This window comes from Providencia sp. PROV252 (genome assembly GCF_033676005.1).
In the GTDB taxonomy this organism is placed as follows: Bacteria; Pseudomonadota; Gammaproteobacteria; order Enterobacterales; family Enterobacteriaceae; genus Providencia; species Providencia vermicola.
Genome location: NZ_CP096294.1, coordinates 3545959 through 3568295 on the forward strand (window position 1 = coordinate 3545959; position 22337 = coordinate 3568295).

General features: G+C 41.0%; 21 protein-coding genes. 7 read left to right on the plus strand and 14 right to left on the minus strand.

Annotated features, from left to right (window positions below):
- Window positions 1-333: 333 nt before the first annotated feature.
- Window positions 334-900, minus strand: coding sequence for a D-glycero-beta-D-manno-heptose 1,7-bisphosphate 7-phosphatase (gmhB, locus tag M1F05_RS16345; RefSeq protein WP_206083776.1), 567 nt, complete (start codon window positions 898-900; stop codon window positions 334-336).
- 170 nt (window positions 901-1070) lie between these two features.
- Here gmhB and metN point away from each other — a divergent pair, with 170 nt between their 5' ends.
- The 6 genes from metN to proS all read left to right on the plus strand — a co-directional run bounded on the left by metN (window position 1071) and on the right by proS (window position 6705).
- The gene (gene metN, locus M1F05_RS16350; RefSeq protein WP_206083775.1) at window positions 1071-2102 is read left to right on the plus strand and encodes a methionine ABC transporter ATP-binding protein MetN; all 1032 of its coding nucleotides are present in this window, start codon (window positions 1071-1073) and stop codon (window positions 2100-2102) included.
- The gene (gene metI / locus M1F05_RS16355) at window positions 2095-2748 is read left to right on the plus strand and encodes a methionine ABC transporter permease MetI (protein ID WP_206083774.1); all 654 of its coding nucleotides are present in this window, start codon (window positions 2095-2097) and stop codon (window positions 2746-2748) included. The genes metN and metI overlap by 8 nt, the downstream gene beginning before the upstream one ends.
- Before the next feature lie 60 nt (window positions 2749-2808).
- Window positions 2809-3630, plus strand: coding sequence for a MetQ/NlpA family lipoprotein (locus tag M1F05_RS16360; protein ID WP_206083773.1), 822 nt, complete (start codon window positions 2809-2811; stop codon window positions 3628-3630).
- Window positions 3631-3755: 125 nt separating this feature from the next.
- Entirely contained in the window at window positions 3756-4160 is a 405-nt protein-coding gene (gene rcsF, locus M1F05_RS16365; RefSeq protein ID WP_206083772.1) for an Rcs stress response system protein RcsF, read from the plus strand.
- 7 nt (window positions 4161-4167) lie between these two features.
- Window positions 4168-4887: a tRNA (N6-threonylcarbamoyladenosine(37)-N6)-methyltransferase TrmO gene (gene tsaA, locus M1F05_RS16370; RefSeq protein WP_206083771.1), complete on the plus strand. Its 720-nt coding sequence runs from the start codon at window positions 4168-4170 to the stop codon at window positions 4885-4887.
- Window positions 4888-4986: 99 nt separating this feature from the next.
- Window positions 4987-6705, plus strand: coding sequence for a proline--tRNA ligase (proS, locus tag M1F05_RS16375; RefSeq protein WP_206083770.1), 1719 nt, complete (start codon window positions 4987-4989; stop codon window positions 6703-6705).
- Window positions 6706-6768: 63 nt separating this feature from the next.
- On the opposite strand, the gene chbG is transcribed toward proS, so the two are convergent.
- The 7 genes from chbG to nlpE form a co-directional block, all read right to left on the minus strand.
- Window positions 6769-7524: a chitin disaccharide deacetylase gene (gene chbG / locus M1F05_RS16380; RefSeq protein WP_206083769.1), complete on the minus strand. Its 756-nt coding sequence runs from the start codon at window positions 7522-7524 to the stop codon at window positions 6769-6771.
- A gap of 35 nt (window positions 7525-7559) precedes the next feature.
- Window positions 7560-8912 (minus strand): 6-phospho-beta-glucosidase, encoded by a 1353-nt coding sequence (locus tag M1F05_RS16385; protein WP_206083768.1) that lies wholly within the window; start codon window positions 8910-8912, stop codon window positions 7560-7562.
- 121 nt (window positions 8913-9033) lie between these two features.
- On the minus strand, window positions 9034-9900 hold the full coding sequence (gene chbR / locus M1F05_RS16390; RefSeq protein WP_206083767.1) for a transcriptional regulator ChbR: 867 nt from the start codon (window positions 9898-9900) through the stop codon (window positions 9034-9036).
- Between the two features lie 9 nt (window positions 9901-9909).
- Entirely contained in the window at window positions 9910-10254 is a 345-nt protein-coding gene (gene chbA, locus M1F05_RS16395; RefSeq protein ID WP_206083766.1) for a PTS N,N'-diacetylchitobiose transporter subunit IIA, read from the minus strand.
- Window positions 10255-10298: 44 nt separating this feature from the next.
- Window positions 10299-11660, minus strand: a complete 1362-nt coding sequence (chbC, locus tag M1F05_RS16400) for a PTS N,N'-diacetylchitobiose transporter subunit IIC (RefSeq protein WP_206083765.1) — start codon at window positions 11658-11660, stop codon at window positions 10299-10301.
- Window positions 11661-11768: 108 nt separating this feature from the next.
- Window positions 11769-12089, minus strand: a complete 321-nt coding sequence (locus M1F05_RS16405) for a PTS sugar transporter subunit IIB (protein WP_206083764.1) — start codon at window positions 12087-12089, stop codon at window positions 11769-11771.
- Between the two features lie 373 nt (window positions 12090-12462).
- The gene (gene nlpE / locus M1F05_RS16410; protein WP_206083763.1) at window positions 12463-13119 is read right to left on the minus strand and encodes an envelope stress response activation lipoprotein NlpE; all 657 of its coding nucleotides are present in this window, start codon (window positions 13117-13119) and stop codon (window positions 12463-12465) included.
- A gap of 275 nt (window positions 13120-13394) precedes the next feature.
- On the opposite strand from nlpE, the gene rof reads away from it, so the two are divergent.
- Complete coding sequence (gene rof, locus M1F05_RS16415; RefSeq protein WP_042848970.1) at window positions 13395-13658, plus strand: Rho-binding antiterminator; 264 nt, start codon at window positions 13395-13397, stop codon at window positions 13656-13658.
- A 60-nt stretch (window positions 13659-13718) separates the two neighbouring features.
- Here rof and tilS read toward each other — a convergent pair whose 3' ends face one another.
- The 6 genes from tilS to lpxB all read right to left on the minus strand — a co-directional run bounded on the left by tilS (window position 13719) and on the right by lpxB (window position 22290).
- Window positions 13719-15071, minus strand: a complete 1353-nt coding sequence (gene tilS, locus M1F05_RS16420) for a tRNA lysidine(34) synthetase TilS (protein WP_206083762.1) — start codon at window positions 15069-15071, stop codon at window positions 13719-13721.
- Window positions 15072-15088: 17 nt separating this feature from the next.
- On the minus strand, window positions 15089-15973 hold the full coding sequence (locus M1F05_RS16425; protein ID WP_206083761.1) for a DMT family transporter: 885 nt from the start codon (window positions 15971-15973) through the stop codon (window positions 15089-15091).
- 109 nt (window positions 15974-16082) lie between these two features.
- A complete protein-coding gene (gene accA, locus M1F05_RS16430; RefSeq protein WP_206083760.1) occupies window positions 16083-17042 on the minus strand; it encodes an acetyl-CoA carboxylase carboxyl transferase subunit alpha in 960 nt (319 codons plus the stop codon).
- A 12-nt stretch (window positions 17043-17054) separates the two neighbouring features.
- Window positions 17055-20537, minus strand: coding sequence for a DNA polymerase III subunit alpha (dnaE, locus tag M1F05_RS16435; protein ID WP_272516357.1), 3483 nt, complete (start codon window positions 20535-20537; stop codon window positions 17055-17057).
- An 11-nt stretch (window positions 20538-20548) separates the two neighbouring features.
- Window positions 20549-21142 carry a ribonuclease HII gene (rnhB, locus tag M1F05_RS16440; RefSeq protein WP_206083758.1) on the minus strand — a complete coding sequence of 198 codons (594 nt, stop codon included), beginning with the start codon at window positions 21140-21142 and terminating at the stop codon, window positions 20549-20551.
- On the minus strand, window positions 21142-22290 hold the full coding sequence (gene lpxB, locus M1F05_RS16445) for a lipid-A-disaccharide synthase (RefSeq protein WP_272516358.1): 1149 nt from the start codon (window positions 22288-22290) through the stop codon (window positions 21142-21144). Before lpxB ends, rnhB begins: the two co-directional genes overlap by 1 nt.
- Window positions 22291-22337: the final 47 nt, after the last annotated feature.

Below are 22337 nucleotides of genomic sequence, written 5' to 3' on the forward strand. Positions count from 1 at the left end.
TTCAAGACTTAAAATCAAATATTTTTTTGATAGTGTCCTGTGAGTGCCCACACAGATTGTCTGATAAATTGTTAAAGAGCGTTGCAGCATTTCGTCGTGAAATTTGACCTTCTGGGTCGTTGCTGCGAGGAGGCGTATAATACGTTTTCCTCCGTGAGAGTCAAGCAATTTTTTGCTTTTTCTTTTCAGAATCTCTCGCTGCCGTTTCAGTGTTCACCGCGCTTTGCGTTGTCTTGTTCCCGGTCAGTGGATGCGCATTATAGGGAGTCAGAAAAATCTGGCAAGTGTTTTTTTAAAACTTTTTTCTGACTGCTCGCTTATCACCCAAAATGACTATTTTTTGATTCTTTTTAACGTTGCTGGCAGGTCTGCAATGCTATTAATCACGAAATCGGCACTATTCATTGCTTCTTCTGTCACAGGTTCGCCACTTTTAACTAACACTGTCGCCCCAACGTTTGCTGCTTTACCTGCTAAAATATCTGCGAGTTTATCACCGACCATTATAGAAGCTGCCATATCTATATTTAAGAAAGACTGAGCATCTAATAGCATGCCAGGTTTTGGTTTACGGCAATTGCAGTCTTGCTGATACTCTTCAACATCTGACTCGGCGTGATGTGGGCAGAAATAAATGCCGTCTAGGTCAACACCACGATCAGCAAGTGACCAGTCCATCCATTCGGTTAATTGCATAAATTGGTCTTCGGTATAAATGCCACGACCAATACCCGATTGATTTGTGACAACCACTAATGCATAACCCATTTTTTTTAATTCCAACATGGCTTCAATAGCGCCTTCAATAAATTCGAAGTCATCTATTTTATGTACATAGCCATGATCGATATTAATTGTTCCGTCTCTGTCTAAAAAGACTGCTGGTATCCCGTTACTCACCTGTTTACTCCTCAAACCAAATATCTTTTTAGTATCTCACGAAAAGAAATGAAATGAGAATAGAATAAATCGCACAATCTTTGTTGACTTAGACGTCTAGACGCCTTAACATCCAACCATATTAGATACACTATCTAAAGAACAATTCAGATAAAAGTTAGAAAACATAAATGATAAAGCTCTCAAATATAAATAAAGTTTTCCAGCAAGGAAGCCGTAGCATTCAAGCGCTGACTGATATTAGCTTGCATGTACCTGCTGGTCAGATATATGGCGTTATTGGTGCTTCAGGCGCAGGTAAAAGTACGTTAATTCGTTGCGTAAACATGCTAGAGCGCCCAACGTCAGGCCAAGTTGTTGTTGATGGGCAAGATTTAACATTAATGACAGAAAAAGCGTTGACGAGAGCACGCCGCGGTATTGGCATGATTTTCCAACATTTTAACTTATTATCTTCGCGCACTGTTTTTGATAACGTGGCACTGCCACTGGAACTCGACAATACGCCCAAAGAAAAAATTAAAGAACGTGTTGATGAGCTATTAGAGTTAGTCGGTTTAAGTGAAAAGAAAGATGCTTACCCTGCTAATTTATCGGGTGGGCAAAAACAACGTGTTGCAATCGCGCGTGCTTTAGCTAATTCACCCAAAGTTTTATTGTGTGACGAAGCGACTAGCGCATTAGACCCTGCAACAACGCGTTCCATTTTAGAACTATTAAAAGACATTAACCGTCGTTTAGGGTTAACCATCTTATTAATCACTCACGAAATGGATGTCGTAAAACGTATTTGTGACCAAGTCGCAGTGATTAGTGGTGGTCAATTAATCGAACAAGATAAAGTGAGCGAAGTGTTCTCTCACCCGAAAACACCTGTTGCACAGGCTTTTATTCAGTCAACATTAATTATTGATATTCCAGATGACTATAAAGAGCGTATGAGTACAGAGGCAGGTAAAGATTTATCGCCATTAGTGAAATTAGAATTTACAGGTCAATCCGTTGATGCGCCGCTAATTTCGATGGCAGTACGTAAGTTTGATATTGATATTAATATTTTAAGCTCTCAGATTGATTACGCAGGCGGCGTAAAATTTGGTGTGATGCTAGCTGAGCTGCATGGCATTAATGGTGGTGTTGAGTCCACAATTGAATTTTTGAAAGAGCACCACGTGAAAGTAGAGGTTTTGGGTTATGTCTGAGAGAATGATTTATTTGCTGATTAACGGCACCATCGACACTATCACAATGACCTTTGTTTCTGGCTTTTTAGGCTTTGTTTTAGGCTTACCATTAGGTGTTTTACTTTATATTACGCGTAAAGACCAAGTGATGGAAAATGTCGGTTTATATCGTGCACTTGCCGTTATAATTAATATTTTCCGTTCAGTACCATTTATTATTTTACTCGTTTGGATTATTCCATTAACGTCATTTTTAGTGGGTACAACCATTGGTTTAAAAGCCGCGATCGTCCCTTTAACCATTGGTGCTGCGCCATTTATTGCACGTATGGTAGAGAATGCGCTATTAGAAATTCCAAGTGGTTTGATTGAATCAGCACGTGCCATGGGGGCAACGCCTCTTCAGATCATTCGTAAAATATTGATCCCTGAAGCAATGCCAAGCCTGATCAATGCTGCAACCATTACCTTAATTATGTTAGTCGGTTATTCAGCGATGGGCGGCGCAGTGGGAGCGGGTGGTTTGGGTCAAATCGCGCTGCAGTATGGTTATCAAACCTATAACCCTGTTGTGATGAATACCGTGATTGTTCTTCTTGTCATTTTAGTAAACGCAATCCAGTTTGGTGGCGAGTACTTAATGAAAAAAGTTTCACATCGATAGTCAGTAAAATAGCGGCGCCATTAGGGTGCTTATAAAGTCAGTATGAAAGGGGTACTACCAATGTCTATTAAGTTAAAATCTATCGCAGTTGTCGGCGCGCTATTAGGCACACTCGTTTTAGCGGGTTGTGGCGAAAAAGAAAAAGATGCTAACAGCATTAAAGTTGGTGTGATCATGGGCAAAGAGTTAGAAGTTGCTGAAGTCGCACAGAAAGTTGCTAAAGAAAAATACGGTTTAGATGTTGAGCTAGTTTCATTTAATGATTTCGTATTGCCAAACGAAGCATTAAGCAAAGGCGATATCGATTTAAACGCCTTTCAACACAAGCCATACCTTGATCAACAAATTAAAGATCGTAATTATAAGTTAGTGCCAGTTGGCAATACTTTTATTTACCCAATTGCTGCTTATTCTAAAAAAATCAAATCTGTTGATGAATTAGCTGATGGCTCACAAATCGCATTACCGAATGACCCAACAAACTTAGGTCGTTCTTTACTGCTACTGCAACAACAAGGTTTAATTAAACTAAAAGATGGCACAGGCTTAATGCCTACTGTTCTGGATGTTGTTGAGAATCCAAAAAATCTGAAATTTGTTGAACTAGAAGCGCCACAGTTACCACGCGCACTTGACGACCAAAAAATTGCTTTAGCTATCATCAACACCACTTGGGCAAGCAGCGCTACACCTAAACTGACGCCAGCAAAAGATGGTTTATTTGTTGAAGATAAAGATTCTCCGTATGTGAATATTATTGTTGCCCGTGAAGACAATAAAGATAACGAAAATGTAAAGAAATTTATCCAAGCTTATCAATCAGATGAAGTTGCTAACAAAGCTAACGAAGTCTTTGATGGTGGTGCAGTTAAAGGCTGGTAATCTTTTTTATTATTAAAAAAACGATTAAAATACCAGATGGCTCCGTGCCATCTGGTATTTTTTGCAATTTATAGACTATAAAAATAACGATATTTTATTGAATCATATAAGAAAGGTAATAACTTATGAGACTGTTATTGCTCACCTTAGTAGCGTTTACGTTAGCTGGGTGTGGGATTAACCAATACACGAGTCCAGGGGCAAACAAAGGTTTCACGAGTATGAAATTGTCTAAGCCTGTGCCGAGTGTGACTGAAGAACCAGAAACAGCAAATGTTAAATTAATGAATAGCCCTGAAGAACTCCTAGGGATGCCTTTCAAAGATTTAGGTATTGTTTCTGGCGAGTCTTGCAGAGAAAGCGTTCAAAGCCCCCCTGCAAATCTAAATACAGCGAAAAACAGTATGTTATCACAAGCTGCTTTTATCGCTGCTGATGCCGTCCTTTTGCACCAATGCCAGACAATGACCGCTCCTGGTTGTTATCAAGCAACGATTTGTGAAGGTAGCGCATTAAAAATTGTTGAATAACCGTCATATGCAATCTTTTCAATTTGATACTATTGGTCATATCGAATCACCATATAAAGAAAAGTTTGCCATCCCGCGCCAACCTGGGCTTGTTCCAGGTGGTGTAGGACGTCTACACCTCCATCCCCCTTTCAATGATGCGAATACCGTTCGTGGCTTAATGCAGTTTAGTCATATCTGGGTAATTTTTGTTTTTCATCAAACAATGAAAGGCGGCTGGAAACCATTAGTTCGTCCACCTCGTCTCGGTGGTAATGATAAAATGGGTGTGTTTGCAACTCGTTCAACATTTAGACCAAATCCAATTGGTATGTCCCTTGTTGAATTAAAAGGGGTTTCTATAAAAAACAACCAAGCTATACTCGAGCTTGGTAGCCTGGATTTGGTTGATGGCACTCCGGTGATTGATATAAAGCCTTATTTACCTTTTGCTGAGGCAATACCAGAGGCTACCGCGGGATATGCACAGGCTGCACCTTCAGATAATATGCAGGTTATATTCACGCCAGCCGTTGAAAATCAATTAGTGTCTTATCAACACCAATACCCTGCGCTAAAACAATTTATTGAACAAATTTTGATGCAAGACCCTCGCCCTGCGTATAAAAAACAATCTACTGAAATTCGTGACTATGCGGTTCATTTATTAGATTTTAATATTCGTTGGCGAGTATTTAATGGTGTGACTGAAGTATTCGCTATCGAACCCTATGAAAAAACGTGTTAACCCCTTTTGGCGAGTCTCAGTCACTGGTAGACTAGCTCTCTATATACTTTGGTAAGCAAGCGGCTTGCCATAATTTGTTGTTCTAATGGAACCTATACAATGCGTACTAGCAAATATCTGCTCTCAACTCTAAAAGAGACCCCTGCGGATGCAGAAGTTATCAGCCACCAGCTGATGCTGCGTGCAGGAATGATCCGTAAACTTGCTTCTGGTCTGTATGACTGGTTACCCACAGGCGTGCGTGTTCTGCGTAAAGTCGAAAACATCGTCCGTGAAGAAATGGAAAATGCAGGCGCTATCGAGGTATCTTTACCCGTCGTTCAGCCCGCAGATTTATGGCAAGAAAGTGGACGTTGGGAACAGTATGGCCCTGAGTTGCTGCGTTTTGTTGACCGTGGTGAGCGCCCATTTGTCCTTGGTCCAACCCATGAAGAAGTGATCACTGATTTAGTGCGTAACGAAATCACATCTTATAAACAACTGCCATTGAATTTATTCCAAATTCAAACCAAATTCCGTGATGAAGTTCGCCCACGTTTTGGCGTCATGCGTTCACGCGAATTTATTATGAAAGATGCATACTCTTTCCACATTAGCCAAGAATCATTGCAAGAAACCTATGATGCAATGTACGAAGCATATAGCAAAATTTTCACGCGTATTGGCTTTGATTTCCGAGCGGTTCAAGCGGACACTGGCTCAATCGGCGGTAGTGCATCTCACGAATTCCAAGTGTTAGCGAAAAACGGTGAAGATGACGTTATTTTCTCCACTGAGTCTGACTATGCTGCAAATATCGAATTTGCCGAAGCATTAGCACCAACCTCGCCACGCGGGGCACCAACCGAAGAGCTTCGTTTAGTCGATACACCAAATGCAAAAACAATTGCTGAGTTGGTTGAGCAATTTAACTTACCTGTTGAGAAAACAGTTAAGACTCTCATTGTTCATGCCGAAAAAGATTCAGGTCATACGTTAGTGGCACTATTAATCCGCGGTGATCATGAACTGAATGAAGTTAAAGCTGAAAAACATCCTTTAGTCGCTAGCCCACTTGAGTTTGCAACAGAAGCTGAGATCAGAAATGCAGTGAATGCAGGCCCAGGATCACTAGGCCCGATCAATATGCCACTACCGATTGTTATCGATCGCAGTGTTGCAGTAATGAGTGACTTTGGTGCAGGTGCAAATGTTGATGGTAAACACTACTTTGGCATCAACTGGGAACGTGATTTAGCATTGCCTGAAGCTTATGATTTACGCAATGTCGTCGAAGGCGATCCAAGCCCAGACGGTAAAGGTGTACTACAAATTAAACGTGGTATCGAAGTTGGTCATATTTTCCAATTAGGTACCAAATACTCAGAAGCGATGAAAGCATCTGTACAGAACGAAGAAGGCCACAACCAAATCGTCACCATGGGTTGTTATGGTATTGGTGTAACACGTATCGTCGCCGCAGCTATTGAGCAAAGCCATGATGAACGTGGGATTATTTGGCCAGATGCAATTGCACCTTTCCAAGTTGCAATTTTGCCAATGAACATGCACAAATCTTACCGCGTTAAAGAAGTCGCTGAAAAACTGTATGCAGACTTAAAAGCAAACGGCATTGATGTGATTTTTGATGACCGTAAAGAACGCCCAGGTGTGATGTTTGCGGATATGGAGTTGATTGGCGTTCCATACACTATCGTGATTGGTGACCGTAACTTAGATAACAACCAGATTGAATATAAATCACGCCGCAGTGATGATAAAGAATTGGTTGGCTTAGAAAATGTCGTTAGTTTCCTTAAAGGTAAGCTCGGCAAATAAGTTAGGTTAAAAGCCAAAAAATAGAGCCCAAATTCCAGTCATATTGAATTTGGGCCTTTTTCTTTAAATATCTCGGTAGGAACCAACTTTAAAACCACGTGCTATTATTTGTGATTTTAAATTTTCCGATGTTAATACTTCTAGCTCATTTAAACGTGGATAAGCGTAGTTGCTTTTTAATAACGCATTATCAATAAAAGCGGGATGACTCATGACCTCAATAGAATGATGGCCCTGTGCTTTGGCTTCATCAATAATCTTCAAAAACAATGCTTCTGAAATTTCATCACCATAAAACTCACTACTGAAACAGTCAGTGCTTGCCACTTGATATGACAATGGCAGCCAATTTTTTTCTAATTGGCGGTCTACACGCAATGCAACTCCCTGTTCTTGTGCAAAACCCACGACTATTGGGAAAATTCCTTCAATCATATGCACGTGATGATGGCTATCAATATGGCTGGGCTTTTGGCCAAAAATTTCAATAAATTTGTGATATTGCAGATTCAGTTCTTGTTCAATCTCAGACAAAGGCAAATCATTAATATCGATATCCCACAGCCATTTACCCAACATTCCATCACGGCTGAGAGTCGGCATTGATGAAAAAGGCTTACCTGCCGTTAAAACAAAATGCATTCCCACCGCTAAATTCGGATTTTCATGACTTAATTTAGCCGCATGGGATATGGCAGGCATATTCATCATTGCACTCGTTGAATTAACAACCCCATTACGATGAGATTCAATAATCCCGTAATTAACGGCTTCACATAATCCAAAATCATCAGCATTCACAATAAGTAATGAAGCCATTTGTTCTCCCTTAATGCTATAAGCTATTTAACTCATTAACCTTCCTGCTCAATTTGTTGTATTGCTTTCGCAAAGTTCGGCAGGTGTTTTTTATGGGCGATAAGTAATTCTTTCGAAATTAAACGCGCATCATTATCGGAGTGAATTAATGGGTTCAAATTCATCGCCAGTAATACATCATTAAACTGACCATTGACTGCGGCTTGGCTAGTAGCAACTTCAAAGTTTTTTAAGGTATAAATTAAGCCAAGTACTTTATCATCAAAATGCGTTACTCGTGGGTGCGGTTTCGCACCATCACGCCCAAGTAGGCAAGTCATTTCCACCGTCCAATCTTCAGGAATATTATCAATTTGCCCCTGATGTGGGATATTAACGTAATGCTCCGTATTTTTATCGTTATAGATCGCGTTAATGACTTCACAAGCTGCATCCGAATAATAAGCTCCGCCACGTAACTCAAGCTCTTTAGGTTTCACATCAAGTGATGGATCCTTATAAAGTTCAAATAGCCGATGCTCTACTTTTTGCACGATTTGAGCTCGAGCCCCACCTTTATAATATTCACCAAGCTCGATAGCTAACATTTCTTTTGGTTTAAAGTAATACAGTAAATAAGAACAAGGGATCAGATTTAAGCTGCGAATTAGCCCTTCGTCAAACGCAAGGTCAGTGATGTTTTTTACTGAGTTGGCACTTAACGTACCTGACGCAATACCATCTAATAGCTCATCAAAACGAGAAACTCCATTAACAATCACATCTTTGATAAAAACCATATGGTTTAAACCGAATAAGTCGATGGATAACTCATCGTTATCTGACAGATTAAGAACATCTGTAATAAACATTTTCATGCCAATCGGTATATTACACACACCAATAAAACGCTTAAAGTTAGTGTGCCGGTAAACCGCTTCTGTCACCATCCCTGCTGGGTTAGTAAAATTAATCACCCATGCATTAGGGCAGATTTCTTCCACATCTTTAATAATGTCAAAAATAACTGGAATTGTACGCAGCCCTTTAAATAATCCACCAGCACCATTGGTTTCTTGGCCTAAATAACCATGTTTTAATGGAATAGACTCATCTAATTCACGAGCTTTTAATTGGCCGACCCTTAATTGCGTAGTCACAAAATCAGCATCTTTAAGTGCTTCTTTGCGATCCAATGTCTTCACTATTTTTAATGGAATGTTTGCATGTTTAACCATGCGTTCGCATAAATCAAAAATAATCTCTAATTTTTCTTTGCCTTCCTCAACATCCACCAACCATAACTCAGTGATCGGAAGTTCATGGTAACGTTTAATAAAACCTTCGAGTAATTCAGGTGTATAGCTACTACCGCCACCAATCGTGACAACTTTTAACTTCTGAGTCATATTAACCTCATAGAACCTTATACAATAGACATAGAAAGACACACCATCTTTATTAGAAAAGATGGTTATGCTTGAATTTTTTAATTAAGAACGTTTTGAAGCTTAGTTTAATTAATGCTAATTAACCCACCATTTTCTGCTCAACACTGTATAAATTTTTACGATAATCACTCGGCGTCAGTGAGGTTGATTCTTTAAATTTTTTCACAAATAAACTTGGGCTACTGTAACCAGACTCAAATGCAATATCGGTAATCGAATAGTTGGTAATTTCTAATTGTTTTTTAGCAAAATTAATTCTGATATCGTTAATAATTTGCATTGGTGTTTTACCATAAAAACGTTTTGTCGCCCGCGTTAGATACTCTTGTGATTTCCCCGTCATAGTGATCATATTTTGTAGCGCACTTTCACTGAACATCGCAATATCATGCATGTCTTCAAGTGTGTTTTTAAGCCATTGAGGAGCATCGTCTTGCAGGCTTTTTTCACGAAAATGACGTAATCGATTGACGACATTAAACGTGACTAATTCAATAAACTCATTAAATTCGCTATCTCTGAAATTTAAAGAGGCGATGACGGACTCAATATAAGCCATAAATTCATTTTTTAGTGGGTAGCTTTGTGATGCAACAAAACAGCTTGGCAATAATGGCAAATAATGTTTATCAAAAAATGATTTGCTAATTCCAACATTTAATATTCTAGTTGGACCAAAGTCATAAGCACTTTCGTGATATGAACCAATAGGTAAAAAAACAAAATCCCCGCGCTCTAATAATATCTTCTTTCCATTAATAAATTGGTAACAACGACCCGTTAATACAATCGTATATTCATAATAGTCGTGTTGATGCAGTCCACTTGCACTCTCAACTTTATTATAAATAAAGACATGAAAGGTTTTATTGTTAAACAGTTCACTTTCTTGAACTAATTTAATTTCAGCATTAGTGTCGGTTCTATTCATCAGTGTCTGCATCATTATCCCCTTTTAACGGTTTAATTTTTCATGTAGCTCAATTAATTCTGTAATCAGTTCGCGAGCTAACATAGCATTCATTAAATGATCTTGAGCATGGACGAGGACTAAACTGACTTTGATTCTGCCCTCCCCCATATCGCTTTCAATGAGCTGAGTTTGTACTTTATGTGCGTCATTCAAAGAAGAGTGAGATTGCTCCATTAAACTTTTTGCCGTTGTGAAGTCCCCCTCTTTGGCCTTTCTTAATGCCGTATAGGCTAAACTTCTTGCTTGCCCTGCATTAATAATTAAGCCCATGACAACTTCTTCTAATTCGTTAGCTGCATCTTCTTGAATATCATCGAGTTCAAACATTTTTTTATCTCTACTTAAATGGGAGGAGCAAGCTCCTCCGTTTTTTAAAACTTCAGTGCATTAGCAATATCTTCTTCGCTTTCTTCTTCATCTATCGTGTTTTGGGCTTTATTCGAAATCACCACAAATGGTAGATAAACCAGAACAGCAACACCAAGGTTAAATAAAGCAAGTAGTAAAGCGGCAATACTTCCATTGGTGTTAAAGAAGGCAGCTAAACCTGTTGGCATTGTCCACGGTGCAATATTGGTCACTGGTGGGATAATCCCTAAAGAATACGCTGCTACCATTATTCCCGCCAATAAAGGCTGAATAAGAATAAATGGAATAAACATAACTGGGTTCATGATGATAGGTAATCCAAAAATAATCGGCTCATTTATTTGGAAAATACCCGCTGGTAACGCTAATTTTGCAACTTGCCGGTGATCTGCACGACGTGAAGCAATAAAGATGGCAATGATCAGCCCTAATGTTGCCCCTGTTCCACCTAAAAAGACATAGGAATCAAGCATTGGTTTTGCCCACATATGGAAAGATTTACCCGCAGCAATTGCCGCATCGACCGAACCATACTCCGCATATAATGAGACGTTTTCCAGTGCCCATGGCGTCATAATCCCACTATCTAAGGCTGTCAAGGCGAGTGAACCGTGAATACCAAAGAACCACAGCAATGACGTAAATACCACATAGGCCCAACCAACGACATTCCCCATTGATGCAAGAGGAGTCGACACCGTATCCATAATAATTTGGTGGAAATTTGTACTAATACCGCTAGAAAGCGCCCATGACACAATCCCCATTATTGATAAGATAATAAAACCAGGAATAAGTGCAGAGAATGAACGAGAAACAGATGGAGGCACGCTATCAGGTAATTTAATCACCCAGTTACGGCGTACAATAAATGCAAACATTTCGGCAACCACTAACCCTAATATAATACCCGAAATGATATTTGCCCCACCTAACCAATTCGCGCCAACGGCATAAGCACCATTTACTTCGTAAGGTGTCACCGTCATAAAAGCAGCAACAGCCAGTAGTCCTGCGGCTAATGGGTCAACTTTTCGCTCTTCAGCTAATGCCATCGAGATAAAAAAGGGCGCCATGAGGGACATGATGCCTAGTGTCCCGTTATACACATTCCCCCCAATCACTTTAAATCCATTTAAAGTTTCAATTGTCGATGGTTCTAATCTCAGGCCCAATGAGTAGAAGAACGACCCTGCATCAAAGCTTAAAAACACATTATTAATTAATACAAACATTGCCCCGACTAATGTCAGTGGCATAATACGAATAAAACCATTCTTTATTGCATTAACGTGAGGTTGCTTCCCCAATCTAACTGCGAAGGGCAGAAGTACCTTTTCAAGCGAAGTGATAACAAGACTCATAAAAATACCCTCGATTTTTTGAGTGTGCTCCATTCTGAATAGGCTAATCTGCAATGAATAGCACTAAGGTTGATGGAGTTATTATTGAGTAGAGGTAGCTCTCTAATGTTAATTTGCTGTTTGTTTTTTTATGCTTGCAACGGCTGCTTTTAATACCCCAAGTCCATCCACTTTGCCGTATAACAATGAATCAATCACTTCGACAGGTTTATTTGGCAGTATTTTTTGAATATCCGTTAACATCCAAGCAATTTGTGGACCGAGTAAAACCAAATCTGCATCAACACCTTTTTCACTTGCTAAGCTTTCAGGAAAAGCCTCTATGTTGACGGGGACATCGTATTTTTCTGCCTGTTGCCTCATTTTGTTGACTAACAATGAAGTCGACATGCCAGCAGAACAAAATAAATAGATATTTTTCTTCTTCATTCCTTATCCTTTGATTCGTTCTATTTTTTAGTTACCGCTTAGATTTATAAATTTTTTTTACAGACTTACGGCTTTTCTTAAATCAACAAACTAAAAATTAAAATTATTTCTAGTTGAATGGAGTATACGGAATTCCCTTAGTTTACGATATTTCATTGTTATCACTAATTGCTCCTGATTGACCAATCGCCATGACAACCTTCACAAAATACACAAATATTTTGCGACAATAAAAAAGTTATACTGATATCAAAAAAGGAGTATGTGAAGGAGTGAAAAATAGATGCGGTGATTTTTTATTGGAATTTTAAGACGTTAAATAAAAAAGCCCAATATTTCTACTGAGCTTTTTAGGAAGAAAATGCAATCTAAATTATTTGCAAGACGCCGTTTTATCGAATTTAATTTGCCCTGTTTGGACGAATGCAGAGTCAAATTGGCCATCCTCCATTGATGGACGAACGGTATAATAACCTTCAGCCTCAACATATACAGGGGTTCCACCGTCAACCCCCGTTTCCCTATAGGCTTTTTCTAATTCAATACCAGATGCTGAGTATTGACGCCCTGTATCACATTCTGTAAATACTGCGGCATCCGCCATATAGCGATATTTCCCTATTTTTTTACTTGGCTGAACACGGTTTAGCGTATAGTTCAGTTCCGTTTCAATTGGGTTTCCTTCTAAATCCAGCAAAGTGACGGACTCACCATTGTCGGCTTTAGCAAAAAAGGTATTCTCACCTTTCGGATTAGTAGTACGGAGCTTATTACCTTCAAGGTTCCATTTGCCTGCTTCATGGAAGCCGCTATTGCCGTCTTTTGTTCCCAAGTAAATCAATTGTTCTACATAACTGCCATCTTGGTTAACTAACAATGTTGCTTCAATGCCTGAGCAATCTGCACAAGGTAATACCCCAGTATAGACCTGATCAACTGGCGTTGTATTGGTATTTTGCGCACTACTTTGGCAGCCTGCTAATGCCACTGTACCAACCGCCATTAAGACTAATAATAGTGTTTTTTTCATGATAATTCCCTTGAAATCATTCGTTTTTAACTCGTTTACCAATATTAAACATCATAGCATCTCAAGCCATAAAAGAGTGGAAACAGTAACATAATTCAGACATAACTGATAAAAAATACCACGCATTAATTTGATGAATAAGAATTATCTTTTTCATCCAGTAGCGATTATAGTTATTAAAATTACTATGCTATTATCGTACTAAGCATTTTTTTTTGCTTGATACAATATGTTCAAGGCGGCAATAACCGCCACTAACACAGTGGTGAGGGAATATGTCTACAGATACTGAATATCAACCTATCAATTGTGATGATTACGAATATCTAGAAATTGCATGCCAACGTCAGTTGAAGTTGCAAATAAAACTTAATGACGGCGAGAATATTGAAGGGCAAGCTAGTGATTTGCTCCTACGAAAAAAAGTCGAGTACCTGATTGTTGAAACACATGAAGGAACCAAGGAGCTACGACTGGATTGCATTAATTCCTTCAGTCATCCTGAAATCGGCACAATTGTTGTCGACCACTCTCACTAATACTCACAATTTGAGTTCTTCTTGCCCCTTATGATGGTCACAGTCATAAGGGGTTTCTTATTATAAGGCTAACTGGAATCTCGATTCCTGCTGCCAATCTATTGCAATCCCCAATAATTCATCATTCATTAACCCTTCAGGTGTGATAAAACAACCCACTGCCGTAATCAGTTGATCATTGTAATAAATCAGTGGAATACGCTCCCGCATCCATGGCGCAATGCCCAGTTCCTGCCATATTTTTTTACTGCTTCTTGAACGGTGCCGCCCCACAATATTAAGAGTGCCTTGCAAACCAAAACGCACAGTCACTTTTTCATCTGGCTCTGGAGGACGGATTTGCCCCTGCCCTTCCATAACCTGTAGTCGCCCAAGTGATCCAGGTAATTCAAACGAAGCGGGATATGACCACGCATATTGCTGTCCCACCAAGTTTTCAACACGTGGAACTACCCACAATACACCTTGGTAACGGCGGACTTCAACCTGCCCTAGACGGCAAACAGGTTCAGCATCTTGTCTGGCTAGCGCCACTTCTTGCCAAATACGCTCTAACTGGTTAAATGGTGGCATCGGGAGTTGATGCAGCCCAATCCAGCGGCGGATCAACGCGTTACGTTTCGCCGAAGAACAGTGCTGTAATTCATCAATAAATAAACCACCTCGGTAATCAATCATACCTTCAAGCGTTTCTTGCAATAACTCATCCAGCAAGGATTCTTGCTCCGCACATAGCAATGCACTTCGAGCAATGGCATTGGACATATGCGGCCAACGGGCAGTTAAACGGGGTAAAATATGCAACCGAAGAAAATTACGGTCATAACGATCATCTTGGTTGCTATCATCCTCCACCCAAGGTAATTGCTGCTCTTGCATGTAAGCTTCTAAATCGATACGGCCGACGGTTAATAATGGGCGCAACAATTGTGTTTGCCCTTGTTGCGTAACAAAGGGCAGAGATTCAGGCATTGATGATAACCCCGCAGGGCCACTTCCACGTTTTAAAGCTAATAAAAATGTTTCTGCTTGGTCATCCAGATGCTGAGCTGTCACCAACACTTCATCAACATCAAGTTCTTCACGGTAAGCCTGATAACGAGCATCCCGCGCAGCGGCCTCGATACCTTTTTCACTAGGATCAATGAAAACAGGGCGGCAGACAAAAGGAATCTCCCATTGTTGGCATAGCTGTGCACAATGCTGCGCCCACGCATTTGCCTTAGTATTTAGGCCATGGTGGACATGGATAGCACGAATAATTAGTGATGAGTCATTATTTTTCTTGAGCTGGCAAAGGGCATGTAACAATACCGTTGAGTCAATTCCACCACTAAACCCAACCAGTATTTTTTTATAATCACCAATTTTTTCACGTACCCGCTCAATGACCATGGATGATATCTGTTCCATTCATTCGCCCTTTTTAGCTATTGCTGATTGCGGCGTTTTGCACCAACACATAAAACGCCTGAAATAATCACTAACATAACCCCAATAATATATGCGATTTCAAATGGGTCACTTAAAAGTAAAACTAACCACAACACAGATAATACAGGTGATAAAAATACCACTGAGGCAATTTTTGTTGAGTTCCCCGTATTCATTGCTTTAAACCACAAGATATAAGACACACCATTAATAAGTACCCCATTAATCAGCGTCGGCCAAAATGTACCTTGCGATGGCAACTGCATTTCACTAAATGACAATAGGAGAACCAACGAAGTCAATGTCGAGAAGATAAATAACCAGACTGTGCTAATATACGGATCAATAGAATATTGGCGTGAAAATACTGACATTAAAGCAAAGCAAAATGCACCACTAAACACTAACAATAATGCTATTGGGTTATCCACATGCAATTGGGTAATTTGCCCTTTAGTAAACGTGATAATAACGGCAATAAAACCAACCACAACCCCCACAATTTGCCGCCCCGACAATCTGTCTTTTAATAATATTACCGATAAAAGAATAATTATTAGTGGCCAGCTATATTGGATCACCAAAACAGCGATACCATTTTCTATGGAATAACCGTAGTACAATAACAAATAGAAAAGACAATCAAGAAATCCAAGAACAAAGACTTTGCCTAAAATATCTCTAGGTAAAATCAACAATTTGGCAGGTGTATAGCCTGATGCCAGTGCCACCGAGATAACGGCAATGACCGAAATAAGGTTTGACCAAAATAGAAATTGGAAACTATCCATCCCATTTTGCCCAAAGCGTGAAACTATTGGGATAAAGCTCCAAATCAATACGCAAGAAAAAGCATAAATTAAATAATTATATTGTCGCACTGCCATACCTATTTTTTATTATTTGTAGTGAATATTGATAATGTTCAATAAAAAACGGGAGTTAGCAAAAGCGAACTCCCGTTTTATCTAATATAGGGTTTGCTAGAAATTAGCAATAACCGTATTCCATCAAGCGCTGATAACGACGGTCTTTTAATGCATCCGCATCTAAAATTTCCAGCTCGTTAAGGTCTTCAGTGATACGTGCTTTTAGATGTGCGGCTATTTCATCGTAGTTACGATGTGCTCCACCTAAAGGCTCAGAAATAACGTTATCAATCAGTTTTAGTTCTTTCAGGCGCGGTGCTGTAATCCCCATCGCTTCAGCCGCTAATGGGGCTTTGTCTGCACTTTTCCACAGAATGGATGCACAACCTTCAGGTGAAATAACGGAATAAGTGCTGTATTGCAGCATGTTCACTTTATCACCCACACCAATGGCTAACGCACCACCAGAGCCGCCTTCGCCAATGACAGTACAAATTACTGGTACAGATAAACGTGACATTTCACGCAGGTTACGTGCTATCGCTTCGGATTGACCACGTTCTTCTGCACCAACACCTGGATAGGCCCCTGGAGTATCAATGAAAGTGATAATAGGCAGATTAAAACGCTCAGCCAGTTCCATCAGGCGCAGCGCCTTACGGTAACCTTCAGGGGCTGGCATACCAAAATTACGACGGATTTTTTCTTTCGTTTCACGCCCTTTTTGGTGCCCGATAATCATCACTGGACGCCCCTCTAAACGCGCCAAACCACCGACAATGGCTTTGTCGTCAGCATAAGCACGGTCACCCGCTAATTCTTGGAAGTCCGTGAAAATGCGAGAAATGTAGTCCAGTGTATAAGGACGACGAGGATGACGAGCGAGTTTAGCAATTTGCCAAGCCCCCAGATCAGAGAAAATTTTACGTGTCAGTTCAACACTTTTTTCACGTAAACGAGCAACCTCTTCATCAAGGTTGACCTCTAAGTTGTTATCTTGACGGCTTACGGCTTTTAGAGAATCAATTTTTGCCTCTAATTCCGCAATTGGCTGTTCAAAATCAAGAAAATCCAGACTCATAATATTCCTATTTTAGTCAAATTCTAATTCTACCTGCTCACTACCCAGCAGAGTTCGAAGATCGTTCAGAAGGGGATCCACGGGTGTCACACGCCAAACAACGCCAAATTTAAGCTTGGCTCTGGCATCGTCCTTCTGGTAATACAGATGAACCGGGATAGTACCCGAACGGTGAGGTTCAAGCGCACTGCGCAACCGGTTCAGTAATTGATCGTTAATTTGTTTATCTGACAGTGAAATCGCAAGTCCGCGTGCATATTTTTCCCTTGCCTCACTAATGTCCATTAACTCACGCACTGTCATTTTATTACCACCATTGAAATCATCAAAGCTGACCTGACCAGTGGCTATCAGGATATTGTCTTTTTCCAACATATGTTGGTATTTATCAAGTGCATCTGAAAATAGCATAATATCCAGACGACCAGAACGATCATCAAGCGTGCAGATACCTATTCTATTCCCACGCTTGGTCGTAATCACTTTAGCTGAAAGTACTAAACCTACCACAGTTGTCACTTGACCACGAGGGGTTGGGTTCACATCTTTTAATCTAAGGCCATTAGTATAGCGTTCTATTTCACTCAAGTATCGCGTTATTGGGTGGCCTGTTAAATATAAGCCTAGGGTTTCCCTTTCCCCATCCAACACCACTTGTTCTGGCCATTTTGGCACGCTTGCGTACGAGCTTTCCACTTGCTCTGGCGCTTCAGCTAATACCCCAAACATATCTGCTTGGCCAATCGCTTCAGCTTTCGCATGTTGATCAGCAGCTTTAAGTGCATCCTCAAGGGAAGACATCAAAGCCGCACGGTGAGGGCCTAATCGATCAAACGCCCCTGCCATGATCAACTTTTCCATCACGCGGCGGTTAATTTTTTTAATATCAACACGGGCGCAAAGGTCAAAAATTTCTTTGAAAATCCCACCTTGTTGGCGAGCTTCGACGATGGCTTCAATTGGGCCTTCCCCTACCCCTTTGATGGCACCAATTCCGTAAACTATCTCACCTTCATCATTCACATGGAAGTGATAAAGGCCACTATTGATATCTGGCGGTAATACCTTCAAGCCCATTCGCCAGCATTCATCAACTAAACCAACGACTTTTTCTGTATTATCCATATCTGCGGTCATTACCGCGGCCATAAATTCAGCAGGATAGTGTGCTTTTAACCACAGTGTTTGGTAAGAAACCAATGCATACGCTGCGGAATGCGATTTGTTAAACCCATAACCAGCAAATTTCTCTACCAAGTCAAAGATTTTCATCGACAGTTCGCCATCAATACCGTTTTTGATTGAGCCTTCTTCAAAAACAGAGCGCTGCTTCGCCATCTCTTCTGGTTTCTTTTTACCCATGGCTCGGCGCAGCATATCCGCGCCACCAAGAGTATAACCCGCCAGAACCTGCGCAATCTGCATAACTTGCTCTTGGTATAAAATAATACCATAAGTTGGCTCAAGAACAGGTTTTAACGATTCATGTTGCCACTGTACATCAGGGTATGAAATCTCTTCACGGCCATGTTTACGGTCGATAAAGTTATCTACCATGCCTGATTGCAAAGGACCAGGGCGAAATAACGCGACCAGAGCGATCATGTCCTCAAAGCAGTCAGGACGTAACCGCTTAATTAAGTCCTTCATTCCACGGGATTCTAACTGGAACACCGCCGTGGTTTCAGAACGTTGCAGCATATCAAAACTTTTTTGGTCGTGTAATGGAATCGCTGCAATATCAATTGGTTCTAAGTTTTTCTTAGCCCGACGAGCGTTAATCATCTCTAACGCCCAGTTAATGATCGTTAACGTCCGTAAACCAAGGAAGTCGAATTTCACTAACCCAGCATATTCAACGTCGTTTTTGTCGAATTGTGTAACGGGGTTATTCCCTTCTGCATCACAATACAGTGGGGCAAAATCAGTAATTTTTGTTGGTGCGATAACCACACCACCAGCGTGTTTACCTGCGTTTCGAGTCACCCCTTCAAGTTTTCGCGCCATATCAATCAACGCTTTAACTTCTTCATCTGCTTCGTAAATTTCAGGAAGCTGAGGCTCTGCTTCAAAAGCTTTTTCTAATGTCATTCCTGGATCAGGAGGAACTAATTTAGAAATTCTATCTACAAAGCCATAAGGATGCCCAAGGACACGCCCTACGTCACGAATAACCGCTTTTGCCGCCATCGTACCGAAGGTAATAATTTGTGATACCGCATCACGACCATACATTTGCGCCACGTGATCAATAACTTGGTCACGTTTTTCCATGCAGAAGTCGACGTCAAAGTCAGGCATTGAAACCCGCTCAGGATTCAAGAAACGCTCAAACAGTAAGTCAAATTCTAATGGATCAAGATCCGTTATTTTAAGGGCATAAGCCACTAATGACCCCGCACCAGACCCCCTTCCAGGCCCAACAGGAACACCGTTATCTTTTGACCATTGGATAAATTCCATCACGATCAAGAAGTAACCAGGGAAGCCCATTTGGTTAATAACATTAAGTTCAATGTCCAGACGCTCATCATATTCAGGACGTTTCTCTGCACGCACTTTTTCGTCAGGGAATAAAAATTCAAGGCGTTCTTCAAGCCCTTCTTTTGACCGCATAACCAAGAAATCTTCAGTTTTCATATCCCCTGTAGGGAATTGCGGTAAGAAGTATTCACCAAGACGAATAGTCACGTTACAACGCTTAGCAATCTCTACACTGTTCTCTAATGCTTCAGGAATGTCGGCAAAAAGCTCGCACATTTCTTCTTCTGTACGTAAGTATTGCTGAGGGCTATAGTTTTTTGGTCTTTTTGGGTCGGCAAGCGTGAATCCATCATGGATGGCGACACGAATTTCGTGGGCATCAAAATCGCTGCTTTCAATAAAGCAGACGTCATTAGTCGCAACGACGGGTAAACCTTTTTTTGTCGCCAATTCGACGGCAGCATGAAGATAGCTTTCTTCATCGGGGCGGCCTGTTCTCACTAACTCAAGGTAATAACAACCTGGAAAATGCGTTTCATAAAATTCAAGACATTCGTCTACAAGAGCTTGGTTGCCGCGCAAGAGAAATTGCCCGACATCCCCTTTACGCCCACCAGAGAGCAAAATAAGCCCATCTTTGTGCTTTGCTAGCCACTCACGCTTAATCGTTGGCCCAATTGCACCATAACCTTTTTGGTAAGCTTCTGAAATCAGCAGAGTCAGGTTTTGATACCCTTCATTATTGCGAGCGAGAACGGTTAGGTGAGAGATTTCATCGCCTAATAACTCACTTTCAACATAAAAATCAGCGCCGATGATCGGCTTGATCCCTGCACCATGAGCAGCACCGTAGAATCTGACTAACCCACAAAGGTTAGTAAAATCCGTAATTGCAAAGGCAGGCATGCCCATCGCCGCGACTTTTTTGACTAATGGGCCTGTTTTAGCGAGCCCATCAATCATTGAGTAGTCACTGTGCACACGCAAATGAATAAAACGAGGTGATGCCATCGATTAAATACCTATTTTTGACTGTCTAAAGCTCGTCTCACAGGAGCAAAGCTTTTACGATGGAATTCGGTTGCACCATACTGCGCCAATTTTTCTAAGTGATATGCGGTTGGGTAGCCTTTATGCTTTGCAAAGCCATATTCTGGAAATGCTTTGTCCAGCTCAACCATCTCCCTATCCCGTACCACTTTCGCTAAAATGGATGCTGCGCTTATTTCTTGCACAAGGCTATCGCCTTTGACCACCGCCTGTGAAGGCATTGGCAGTTCAGGGCAGCGATTGCCATCAATTAAAACAAATTCAGGAACGATAGATAACCCTGCAACGGCACGCTGCATGGCTAACATCGTCGCATGTAATATATTTATTTTATCAATTTCTTCAGGTTCTGCACGACCAATACACCAGCACAACGCTTTTTCTTTAATTTCGTCGAACAATTTCTCACGTTTCTTTTCGCTGATTTTTTTAGAGTCGGCGAGCCCTGCAATCGGGTTATTCGGGTCAAGGATCACCGCAGCGGTGACTACTGCTCCCACTAATGGCCCGCGTCCGACTTCATCAACGCCAGCAATTAAGTTGGCTTTAGGATATATAAATTCCATTAATTTCTAACCAAATCGAGTACTGCTTGTGCAGCTTGTTTATCTGCATCACAACGAATGAGTTGATGCAGATGTAAAAAAGTTTCTTTTAATTCATCAACTCGCTCCCCCCCTTCCAGTAATGGAAGCAGTTCCTGCGCCAGTTTTTCTGGCTGACACTCTTCTTGCAGCAGTTCTTTGACAATTTCTTTTTCAGCAAGCAGATTTGGCAAGGAAACATACGGGGTTTTGACTAAGCGCTTAGCAAGCCAAAAAGTGAATGGTTTCATTCGGTAACCAACCACCATAGGACATTTAGTTAGCATGCACTCTAGGGCTGCGGTTCCCGATGCTAACAGCGTAGCATCCGCCGCTATCATCGCATCACGGGCTTGCCCATCTAAAATATGCACAGATAATTCAGGCGCAGCAGTGGCTTTTATGGTATCAAATTGCTGACGGCGTTTTGCATTAACTAACGGTACCACAATGTGCAAATCAGGGAAGCGTTGTTGGAGTATTTGCGCCGTTTGTAAAAAATCGGCACTCAACATTTCGACTTCTGAATGGCGACTTCCAGGCAATAATGCGAGGCATTTTGCATTTTCGGGAATGCCGAGGCGTTCTCGCGCAGCAAGTTTATCTGGGTTCAACGGGATCGCATCCGCCATCGTGTGGCCAATAAAGCGACAAGGTACATCGAAACGATCGTAAAACGCTTTTTCGAAGGGTAAAAATGCTAAGACTAAATGAGTGGAGCGACCAATTTTAAATACGCGCTTTTGGCGCCATGCCCAAACGGAAGGGCTAACGTAATGAATGGTTTTAATGCCTTTCGCTTTTAAGCGCCCCTCTAGAGTGATGTTAAAATCAGGGGCATCAATTCCAACAAAAATGTCGGGTTGTAACTGCGTAAAACGCTGGGTCAAGTCTTTACGAATGGATAATAAGCGAGGTAACCGGCCGAGAACTTCAACAATCCCCATCACGGCTAATTCTTCCATTTCGTACCAAGCTTCACAGCCTTCAGCTTGCATCAACGGACCTGCCACACCAACAAAGCGCGCATTAGGCACTTGTTCTTTAAGTGCACGAATAAGCCCCGCACCGAGAATATCACCAGATGTCTCTCCGGCAACAAGGCCAATAGTAAGTGGACGGTTATCAATCACCGAAATTCGCTCCTTAATAAAGGCCTAGTCACGTTAAGCACATT